The following is a 9,804-nucleotide window of genomic DNA, read 5'->3' as shown; positions in this document are numbered from 1 at the left end:
AAGCCACCGACATTGTGGTGATGCGTATTATGTGCCGTCGTGGTTTCGAAATGGACTTCGCTGAACTGTTGCTGGAAGACTACAAAGCCTCCCTGAAATATCTCAGCGATCACCCGAAACTGCAGGGTATTGCCCAGCAGAACAGCTTTAAACATACCTGATAACGTTTAAGTGGTAACGGTGTCCCGGAACGCTCTCGTTTCGGGACAAATTCCAAAGTCTGTTCACTGGCATTAGCAATGGAAAATATTGCTCTGAATACGCTTCAGAACAAGACAGGCGCGGTTCCGACAGGAATACCGTTTTAGGGGGAAAATATGGCTACATCAGTACAGACAGGTAAAGCTAAGCAGCTAACATTACTTGGGTTCTTCGCTATTACGGCATCGATGGTAATGGCTGTTTATGAATACCCTACCTTTGCAACATCCGGTTTTTCATTAGTTTTCTTCCTGCTATTAGGCGGGATTTTATGGTTTATCCCCGTTGGACTCTGTGCTGCGGAAATGGCTACCGTGGACGGTTGGGAGGAAGGCGGCGTTTTCGCCTGGGTATCGAATACCCTGGGGTTAAAATGGGGATTTGCAGCGATCTCATTTGGCTATCTGCAAATCGCTATCGGCTTTATTCCGATGCTCTATTTCGTGTTAGGGGCACTCTCCTACATTCTTAAATGGCCAGCACTGAATGAAGACCCGGTAACAAAAACCATTGCGGCACTCATCATTCTTTGGGTTCTGGCATTAACTCAGTTTGGCGGTACTAAATATACAGCGCGAATTGCTAAAGTCGGCTTCTTTGCCGGTATCCTGTTACCCGCATTTATTTTGATTGCATTAGCGGCGATTTATCTGCACTCCGGTGCGCCAGTTGCTATCGAAATGGATGCAAAAACCTTCTTCCCGGATTTCTCTAAAGTTGGCACCCTGGTTGTGTTTGTTGCCTTTATATTGAGTTATATGGGTGTAGAAGCCTCCGCAACCCACGTCAATGAAATGAGCAATCCGGGGCGAGATTATCCGCTGGCAATGTTATTGCTGATGGTGGCGGCAATCTGTTTAAGCTCGGTTGGTGGTTTGTCCATTGCGATGGTCATTCCGGGTAATGAAATCAATCTGTCCGCTGGGGTAATGCAAACCTTTACCGTTCTGATGTCCCATGTGGCACCGGAAATTGAGTGGACGGTTCGCGTGATCTCCGCACTGCTGCTGCTGGGTGTTCTGGCAGAAATCGCCTCCTGGATTGTCGGTCCTTCTCGCGGGATGTATGTCACAGCGCAGAAAAACCTGCTACCTCCAGCGTTCGCCAAAATGAACAAAAATGGCGTGCCGGTCACTCTGGTTATTTCTCAGCTAGTGATTACCTCTATCGCCTTGATTATCCTCACCAATACCGGTGGTGGTAACAACATGTCCTTCCTGATCGCACTGGCGCTGACGGTGGTGATTTATCTGTGTGCTTATTTCATGCTGTTTATTGGCTACATTGTGTTAGTCCTTAAACATCCTGACTTAAAACGCACATTTAATATCCCTGGTGGTAAAGGCGTGAAACTGGTTGTAGCTATTGTCGGCCTGCTGACCTCAATCATGGCGTTTATTGTTTCCTTCCTGCCGCCGGATAATATCCAGGGTGACTCTACCGATATGTATGTCGAATTACTGGTCGTTAGCTTCCTGGTGGTACTTGCCCTGCCCTTTATTCTCTATGCCATCCACGATCGTAAAGGCAAAGCGAATACCGGTGTGACACTGGAGCCAATTAACAGCCAGAACGCACCGAAAGGTCACTTCTTCCTGCATCCACGTGCTCGTTCACCGCACTATATTGTGATGAACGATAAGAAACATTAACCATCTCTGAAGGGGATAAGACAAGGGAGCGATAGTTAATCGCTCCCTTTTTCGTACCTGTTATCGTATTGACTTGCCCCAGATAAGTACGAGAATGAGCAACACATCTGTTTACCGGAAACCAGCATATATGGATATCTGCTCCCGAAACGTGAAATTAACGATCAAAAAGCCAGCCACACTCGTTGCTCTGGCTCTTTTACTGTGTAGTTGTAAGACCACACCGCCAACGCCAATAACTACACCACCAGCAGGTTCAAAACCACCAGCGACAACACATCAACCAGCGCAGCCGATGCGAGGTATCTGGCTGGCTACTGTCTCTCGCCTCGACTGGCCCCCCGTTTCCTCGGTTAATATCAGTAACCCCACCAGCCGAGCCCGCGCACAACAACAGGCGATGATTGACAAGTTAGATCATCTACAACGTCTCGGCATAAATACGGTCTTTTTCCAGGTAAAGCCCGATGGTACAGCCCTTTGGCCATCGAAAATTTTACCGTGGTCCGATCTTCTGACCGGCAAGATTGGTGAAGATCCAGGTTACGATCCGCTGCAATTTATGCTCGACGAAGCCCACAAGCGTGGGATGAAAGTGCACGCATGGTTTAATCCCTACCGCGTGTCGGTTAATACAAAACCCGGAACTATCAGGGAATTGAATAGCACCCTGTCACAGCAACCAGCCAGTGTCTACGTGCAGCATCGCGACTGGATCAGAACGTCGGGCGACCGTTTTGTTCTCGACCCTGGTATCCCTGAGGTTCAGGATTGGATCACATCAATAGTTGCGGAAGTGGTTTCCCGTTATCCGATAGATGGCGTGCAGTTCGACGATTATTTCTATACTGAATCACCGGGTTCGCTGCTGAACGATAACGAGACGTACCGCAAATATGGGAGAGCTTTTGCATCAAAAGCAGACTGGCGGCGCAACAATACTCAGCAATTAATTGCAAAGGTATCGCACACCATCAAAAGCATTAAGCCAGAGGTTGAATTTGGCGTTAGCCCGGCTGGCGTCTGGCGCAACCGATCACACGATCCGCTCGGTTCCGATACACGAGGCGCAGCAGCCTATGACGAATCCTATGCAGATACCCGCCGTTGGGTAGAACATGGTTTACTGGATTATATTGCCCCACAAATTTACTGGCCTTTCTCACGTAGCGCAGCACGCTATGACGTACTGGCAAAATGGTGGGCAGATGTCGTCAAACCGACCAAAACCCGTCTATATATCGGTATTGCCTTCTATAAAGTGGGTGAACCCTCAAAGATAGAACCTGACTGGATGGTTAACGGCGGCGTGCCAGAACTAAAAAAGCAGCTTGATCTTAACGATGCTGTACCCGAAATTAGCGGCACGATTCTGTTCCGCGAAGATTACCTTAATAAGCCACAGACCCAACAAGCCGTTAGTTATCTGCAAAGTCGTTGGGGTAGTTAAACGCCCTCTTTTACTGTGTCATGCCGGTGATGTAAGCACCGGCTTGTCACCCTGCAAAATGCCGTAACCTCTTAAATAAAATTATTTCCATATAAGCAAATTGCTACAATCCTCTGATTAATTAGTATCAACATGAAAAACAATACGATATTCGTCACCACCGAAAAATAATCACGATGGGCTATACTCTTCAGAAGAACAGTAGCGTAGATTAAAACTGTCTAATTCGTTTATTTCTTTTCATTATATCCTCATATTTCAGGAGAATATGGTGCGATAAGTCTGTCCAGTATGTTGCGTTTCGTTTTTCGATCCCATCTGCCTTTCCAGTCGTATAAGGGGCTGAATTATGGAGATGTACTTTAAAAGAATGAAAGATGAGTGGACTGGATTAGTTACCCAGGCTTCCCCTCTCATTCGCGCTAAAGCCGCAGAAATTGCTGTTGCACATGCCCATTACCTGAGCAATGAGTTTTATCGTATTGTACGCACAGACCCACATGCCGAAGAGTTTTTGAGTAACGAACAGGTTGAAAGGCAACTTAAAAGTGCTCTGGAAACATGGATTATCGATGTGCTCTCTGCGCAAGCGGACGATGTTGATAGGCTTATACAAATCCAACATACCGTGGCCGAAGTACATGCCCGTATTGGCATTCCCGTAGAAATCGTTGAGATGGGTTTTCGTGTATTGAAGAAAATCCTCTATCCAGCGATATTTTCCTCTGATTATTCGCCAGCGGATAAACTTCAGGTTTATCATTTTTCGATTAACAGTATTGATATAGCCATGGAAGTTATGACCCGGGCGTTTACCTTTAGCGACAGTAGTGCGGCTAAAGAAGACGAGAATTATCGTATCTTCTCACTACTTGAAAATGCCGAAGAAGAAAAAGAACGGCAAATAGCCTCATTACTTTCATGGGAATTAGATGTTATTTATAAAGTCCTGTTGGATTCTGATTTAGGCAGCAGCTTACCGTTAAGCCAGGCTGATTTTGGCTTATGGTTTAACCATAAAGGTCGGCATTATTTTAGCGGTATTGCCGAAGTCGGTCATATCTCCCGCCTTATTCAGGATTTCGACGGGGTTTTTAATCAGACAATACTCCATGCCAAGAATCTGAGTAACAAAAGTCTGCGAGTGAAGTTTTTATTGCAGATACGAAATACCGTATCGCAAATTACAACCTTATTGCGAGAACTGTTTGAAGAAGTTTCTCGCCATGAAGTGGGAATGGATGTGTTGACTAAGCTACTTAACCGCCGTTTCCTGCCGACTATCTTCAAACGTGAAATTGCCCATGCCAATCGGGCTGGCACGCCGTTATCTGTTCTCATCATCGATGTTGATAAATTCAAAGAGATCAATGATACATGGGGACATAACACCGGCGACGAAATTCTGCGTAAAGTCTCGCAGGCGTTTTACGACAACGTCCGTAGTAGTGATTATGTTTTCCGCTACGGTGGTGATGAATTTATCATTGTACTGACGGAAGCCTCAGAAACTGACACTTTACGTACCGCAGAACGTATTCGCAGTCGGGTAGAAAAAACCAAACTGAAAGCTGCAAACGGCGAAGATATTTACCTCTCTCTGTCCATTGGTGCCGCCATGTTTAATGGACATCCGGATTATGAACGTTTAATTCAAATAGCCGACGAAGCTCTGTATATCGCCAAAAGACGAGGTAGAAACCGTGTTGAACTCTGGAAAGCCAGTCTTTAGATTCACCCGGATGCAGAGGTAATCATGAAGCTAACCGATGCAGAAAATGCCGCTGACGGCATTTTTTTCCCCGCGCTTGAGCAAAATATGATGGGCGCGGTGTTAATCAACGAAAATGATGAAGTCATGTTTTTCAACCCCGCTGCAGAGAAGCTTTGGGGATATAAACGCGAAGAGGTCATTGGCAATAACATCGATATGCTGATTCCCCATAATTTGCGCCCAGCACACCCTGAATACATCCGGCATAACCGCGAAGGAGGTAAAGCGCGTGTCGAAGGAATGAGCCGGGAATTGCAGCTGGAGAAAAAAGATGGCAGTAAAATATGGACACGATTTGCCCTGTCAAAAGTGACTGCCGAGGGGAAAATTTATTACCTGGCGCTGGTGCGAGATGCCAGCGTTGAAATGGCGCAGAAAGAACAGACCCGGCAGTTGCTCATTGCCGTGGATCATCTCGACCGACCTGTGATTGTGCTTGATCCTGAGCGTCATATCGTTCAGTGCAATCGCGCGTTTACAGAAATGTTCGGCTATTGCATCAGCGAAGCCAGCGGTATGCAGCCCGATGCGCTGCTTAACATTCCTGAATACCCGACAGATAACCGCATCCGCTTACAGCAGCTTTTGTGGAAAACCTCCCGCGATCAAGATGAATTTTTGCTATTAACGCGCACGGGTGAAAATATCTGGATTAAAGCGTCTATCAGTCCGGTCTATGACGTGCTTGCTCATCTACAAAATCTGGTAATGACCTTCTCAGATATCACCGAAGAACGGCAAATCCGCCAGCTGGAAGGCAACATCCTCGCCGCCATGTGCAGCAGCCCACCGTTTCACGAAATGGGTGAAATCATTTGCCGTAATATTGAAGCCATTCTTCATGAATCGCATGTGTCACTGTATGCATTGCGTAATGGGATGCCAGTGCATTGGGCGTCGTCCTCTCATGGGACAGAAGTAAAGAATGCACAAAGCTGGGCTGTTACCATTCGCCAGCGCGATGGCGCACCAGCGGGAGTTCTGCAAATCAAGACGGCTGCAGGGACAGAAACCAGTGCATTTGTCGAACGCGTGGCAGACATCAGCCAGCATATGGCCGCACTGGCGCTGGAACAGGAGAAAAGCCGCCAGCACATCGAACAGCTAATCCAGTTTGATCCGATGACCGGTCTGCCAAATCGCAATAATCTGCACAATTACCTCGATGACCTTGTCGATAGAGCTGTATCTCCGGTGGTTTATCTTATTGGCGTCGACCATATTCAGGATGTGATCGACAGCCTCGGCTATGCGTGGGCCGATCAGGCATTGTTAGAAGTCGTTAATCGCTTTCGCGAAAAACTCAAACCCGACCAGTATCTCTGCCGCGTTGAAGGTGCACAGTTTGTCCTCATTAGTCTGGAGGATGAAGTCAGCAACATTACCCAAATCGCTGATGAGCTACGCAACGTCGTTAGCAAACCGGTCATCATTGACAATCAGCCTTTTCCTTTAACCTTAAGTATTGGTATCAGTTACGACGTTGGCAAAAACCGTGACTACCTGCTTTCTACCGCCCACAATGCGATGGATTTCATTCGCAAAAACGGCGGTAACGGCTGGCAGTTCTTTAGCCCGACAATGAACGAGATGGTTAAAGAGCGGTTGATATTAGGCGCGGCGCTGAAAGAAGCAATCAGCAACAACCAGTTGAAGCTGGTTTACCAGCCGCAGATCTTCGCCGAAACGGGCGAACTGTATGGTATTGAAGCTCTTGCTCGCTGGTATGACCCGCAGCATGGACATGTTCCCCCTTCCCGGTTTATTCCCCTCGCAGAAGAGATTGGTGAAATTGAAAATATTGGTCGTTGGGTAATTGCTGAAGCCTGTCGCCAGTTAGCAGAATGGCGAAGCCAGAATATTCATATCCCGGCGTTATCCGTAAACTTATCTGCGCTGCATTTTCGCAGTAATCAGCTACCCAATCAGGTTTGCGATGCGATGGAAGCCTGGCAGATTGACGGCCACCAGCTGACGGTGGAAATCACTGAAAGCATGATGATGGAACACGATACGGAGATCTTTAAACGCATCCAGATCCTGCGGGATATGGGCGTAGGTTTATCTGTCGACGATTTCGGTACAGGCTTTTCCGGCCTGTCACGCTTAGTCAGCCTGCCGGTAACGGAAATTAAAATCGATAAAAGTTTTGTCGATCGTTGCCTGAGCGAAAAACGCATCCGTGCCTTATTAGAAGCCATTACCAGCATTGGGCAAAGCCTGAACTTAACCGTAGTGGCAGAAGGTGTGGAAACGAAAGAACAGTTTGAGATGTTACGCAAGATTCACTGCCCCGTGATTCAGGGCTATTTCTTCTCACGTCCTTTGCCCGCTGAGGAGATCCCTGGCTGGATGTCTACTACGCTACCGCTTCAAATCGACGCTTAGTACATCTTGCCCGCGCAGGCGGGCAAGATTTCACGTATTCATATTCCGCCATTCGCCCGATGCTATATTAAAATTTGTACTGAATGCCCGCGCCAATAATGTAATTATAGTTTTGCATCCCTGGCGAATCTTTCTCTTTTACGCTTTCACCCTTGTCTTTATAAGAAATTACTGTGTTACCAATATCATTAGAGAATCTACTCCATGATATTTCTGTGAAAATCCGCGCCTGTGAGTTAATGTTATACCCCGCATTAATAAGACCTGAATAATATTTTTGGTTGGATACTTTATCTTTAAATGTAATGTTGCGCAAATAATGCTGATCTGTTCCTTTCCCTTCTCCCCAGGCGCTATATTTAAATTGAGCAATAATATCAAAATCATGATAGACATATTTACCAGAAAGACCTAAATAAGGCGCACTGAATTTTTGTTGGTAGCCAATAACTCTTTGGTCATGAGGAATATCTCCAGTGTCGGCACCATTATCATAACTATAGTAACCTCCTTTCGCCAGCCAACTGAAACGCGTCTCCTGATAGCCTAACATAGCGCCGAGTTGGTAACTCGGATCCGTTAAAAACCAACCTGTCATATTGAGATCAAACTGATTTGCAAAATTCAACCGCGTTGCCGGGTGATGTGACCAATCGCTCCAGTGGTGCTGCCCCGGCTCCAGCCAGTCATAATCATCCATTAGCGTACCGGCAGACGCAATCGTCGTCCAGCCTTTAGCATTAAGCGTCAGCCATGAGATTGCATCCCAGGTTAGCCCCATTTTAATAATGGGGGTATTTTGAATTTTCCAGTCCAGTTGGCTAAGTTTACCGCCATCGCTATAAACAAACTCACCTGACTCACCATTCAGAAATGAAAGAGAAGCATCACCAAAAACATTGTCAGATAAGAAATTAAATTCTGAAGATGCGCTTGCATACTGACTTAGAGAAATTAAAGCAATAGCAAAAGAGACCTTTTTCATCAACATAGTTTCATCCTTATTAAACAATGTTAATTAGCTCATTAATTAAATTTAACTAATTCAAATTAATTAAATCAACTGAATCTTACAATGCCATAAATGTTTCTCACCATCAAACAGAGAACATAAATAAACAGAGTTTTACTGTTATTCTGAACGAAATAGGAGTTTACAACCTGATGCAATAATGATTGTTCGGGAACAGGCGGGAATAACGAAAAGAATGACGATGCCGTTTAAATGCGAGATTTCATTGAGATAATCAGAAAATATTGGTGTAAATGCTTGCCGGATGACAACATCATCCGGCGAGTACTTATGCTTTCAACTGGTAATCCAGCGTAATTTCCGCTTTCAGTACCTGAGAAACCGGGCATCCGGCTTTTGCTTTCTGAATAATGCCGTCAAAGGTTGAGGCATCAATACCCGGTACGGCAACTTCACTCTTCAGTGCGATTTTGGTAATCGCGAAACCAGCATCGACTTTATCCAGCGATACATCGGCAGTGGTATCAATCGATGTTGGCGTGAATCCCGCTTCCCCCAGCATTAATGAAAGCGCCATCGAGAAACAAGCGGCATGTGCAGCGCCAATCAATTCTTCAGGGTTGGTTCCTTTTTCGCCTTCAAAACGCGTGTTAAACCCATACGGCTGTTGGTTCAGCACGCCGCTCTCGGTGGATACTGTTCCCTTCCCGCGTTTGATATCGCCTTCCCAGTGTGCCTGACCTTTCTTATGGATTGTCATTGTTGCTCTCCTGTGGGCTTAAAAAGGAAATTATAGACTACGTGAGAAACAGCACGAGGATAAGCAGGATATTCCGAATAAAATCCGGCGAAAATATTACCTCCGAACTTAAATAAAATTACCACAACAGAAGGCGGGGAATATATGGTTTAAAAGATATTGCAGCAATATCAAGCAACGAATGCCAATAACAATAGTCATGAATATCATGCAGTTAAAATATAAAACACATCAACCAGGACTAATCTTAACAACGAAGCGGCAAATATTTGCCATGCTGAATGTGCTTTATAAATCTGCGATCCGTAGCAGACACCATAAATACACAGACACGGAGAATCACTATGTTTACTTATTATCAGGCAGAAAATTCAACAGCAGAACCCGCTCTGGTTAATGCCATTGAGCAAGGCCTTCGGGCAGAGCACGGTGTTGTCACTGAAGATGACATTCTCATGGAGCTGACCAAATGGGTGGAAGCTTCTGATAACGACATCCTCAGTGATATCTACCAGCAAACGATCAATTATGTGGTCAGTGGCCAGCACCCTATGCTTTAAGCTGCTATGCTTGATCGGCAACCTAATTTAGGGGTTTAGCACGTGT

7 protein-coding genes and 1 pseudogene are annotated in these 9,804 nt (G+C 45.9%); 6 read left to right on the top strand and 2 right to left on the bottom strand.

Going from position 1 to position 9,804, the window contains the following annotated elements; translation table 11 throughout:
- The 5 genes and pseudogenes from A7Z06_RS21760 to dosP all read left to right on the top strand — a co-directional run.
- A pseudogene (locus A7Z06_RS21760) lies at positions 1-161 on the top strand (glutamate decarboxylase); the annotation flags it as partial.
- A gap of 156 nt (positions 162-317) precedes the next feature.
- A complete protein-coding gene (gene gadC / locus A7Z06_RS18950) occupies positions 318-1,853 on the top strand; it encodes an acid resistance gamma-aminobutyrate antiporter GadC (protein WP_000246004.1) in 1,536 nt (511 codons plus the stop codon).
- Between the two features lie 130 nt (positions 1,854-1,983).
- Complete coding sequence (locus A7Z06_RS18945; protein WP_000350415.1) at positions 1,984-3,303, top strand: family 10 glycosylhydrolase; 1,320 nt, start codon at positions 1,984-1,986, stop codon at positions 3,301-3,303.
- A gap of 349 nt (positions 3,304-3,652) precedes the next feature.
- Positions 3,653-5,035, top strand: coding sequence for a diguanylate cyclase (locus A7Z06_RS18940; protein WP_000426303.1), 1,383 nt, complete (start codon positions 3,653-3,655; stop codon positions 5,033-5,035).
- A gap of 24 nt (positions 5,036-5,059) precedes the next feature.
- Positions 5,060-7,465, top strand: coding sequence for an oxygen-sensing cyclic-di-GMP phosphodiesterase DosP (gene dosP / locus A7Z06_RS18935; protein WP_000778561.1), 2,406 nt, complete (start codon positions 5,060-5,062; stop codon positions 7,463-7,465).
- A gap of 67 nt (positions 7,466-7,532) precedes the next feature.
- Here the strand turns inward: dosP and A7Z06_RS18930 are convergent, their stop codons facing one another.
- Complete coding sequence (locus tag A7Z06_RS18930; protein ID WP_000928773.1) at positions 7,533-8,456, bottom strand: omptin family outer membrane protease; 924 nt, start codon at positions 8,454-8,456, stop codon at positions 7,533-7,535.
- A gap of 310 nt (positions 8,457-8,766) precedes the next feature.
- Positions 8,767-9,198, bottom strand: coding sequence for a peroxiredoxin OsmC (osmC, locus tag A7Z06_RS18925; protein WP_000152304.1), 432 nt, complete (start codon positions 9,196-9,198; stop codon positions 8,767-8,769).
- Positions 9,199-9,542: 344 nt separating this feature from the next.
- Here osmC and bdm point away from each other — a divergent pair, with 344 nt between their 5' ends.
- Entirely contained in the window at positions 9,543-9,758 is a 216-nt protein-coding gene (gene bdm, locus A7Z06_RS18915) for a biofilm-dependent modulation protein (protein WP_000495764.1), read from the top strand.
- Positions 9,759-9,804: the final 46 nt, after the last annotated feature.

The sequence above is a fragment of the Escherichia sp. MOD1-EC6819 genome, from assembly GCF_002965765.1.
In the GTDB taxonomy this organism is placed as follows: domain Bacteria; phylum Pseudomonadota; class Gammaproteobacteria; order Enterobacterales; family Enterobacteriaceae; genus Escherichia; species Escherichia ruysiae.
This window is presented reverse-complemented; position numbering and strand designations above follow the sequence as displayed.

Coding starts and splice junctions, on each gene's coding strand:
- gadC (WP_000246004.1), top strand. CDS start 318: ATGGCTACATCAGTACAGACAGGTAAAGCTAAGCAGCTAACATTACTT.
- A7Z06_RS18945 (WP_000350415.1), top strand. CDS start 1,984: ATGGATATCTGCTCCCGAAACGTGAAATTAACGATCAAAAAGCCAGCC.
- A7Z06_RS18940 (WP_000426303.1), top strand. CDS start 3,653: ATGGAGATGTACTTTAAAAGAATGAAAGATGAGTGGACTGGATTAGTT.
- dosP (WP_000778561.1), top strand. CDS start 5,060: ATGAAGCTAACCGATGCAGAAAATGCCGCTGACGGCATTTTTTTCCCC.
- A7Z06_RS18930 (WP_000928773.1), bottom strand. CDS start 8,456: ATGTTGATGAAAAAGGTCTCTTTTGCTATTGCTTTAATTTCTCTAAGT.
- osmC (WP_000152304.1), bottom strand. CDS start 9,198: ATGACAATCCATAAGAAAGGTCAGGCACACTGGGAAGGCGATATCAAA.
- bdm (WP_000495764.1), top strand. CDS start 9,543: ATGTTTACTTATTATCAGGCAGAAAATTCAACAGCAGAACCCGCTCTG.